Source organism: Acidimicrobiales bacterium (genome assembly GCA_030747595.1).
Taxonomy (GTDB): Bacteria; Actinomycetota; Acidimicrobiia; order Acidimicrobiales; family MedAcidi-G1; genus UBA9410.
The window spans coordinates 276-639 of record JASLKK010000059.1; the positions used below are offsets into that span (position 1 = coordinate 276).

Consider the following 364-nt stretch of genomic DNA (forward strand, 5'->3'; position numbering starts at 1 on the left):
CACCCTATCTAGCTAATCAGACGCAAGATCATCTTTAGGCGAAATTCATTTCACTCCACAGCATATCGGGTATTAGCATCCGTTTCCAGAAGTTATCCCCGTCCTAAAGGTAGATTCTTACGTGTTACTCACCCGTTCGCCACTCTCATATTATCCGAAGATAATACTACCGTTCGACTTGCATGTGTTATGCACGCTGCCAGCGTTCCTTCTGAGCCAGGATCAAACTCTCCATGATGTGTTTTTGAATCTCATTCGTTTTGAATGCTTCTGAGTATCAGTATACAATTGTCTAGTAAAGCACGTGTTACGTCTGCCTCTTTCTTATATTCAAATAAAAAAACCAGGCCGAAATTTACAGCCT

Annotated in this window: 1 rRNA gene (running past one end of the window); it reads right to left on the minus strand. The window is 41.8% G+C overall.

Annotated features, from left to right (window positions below):
* A 16S ribosomal RNA gene (locus tag QF777_12070) occupies positions 1–238 on the minus strand; its annotated part reaches 275 nt to the left of the window's first position; the annotation flags it as partial.
* Positions 239–364 lie beyond the last annotated feature (126 nt).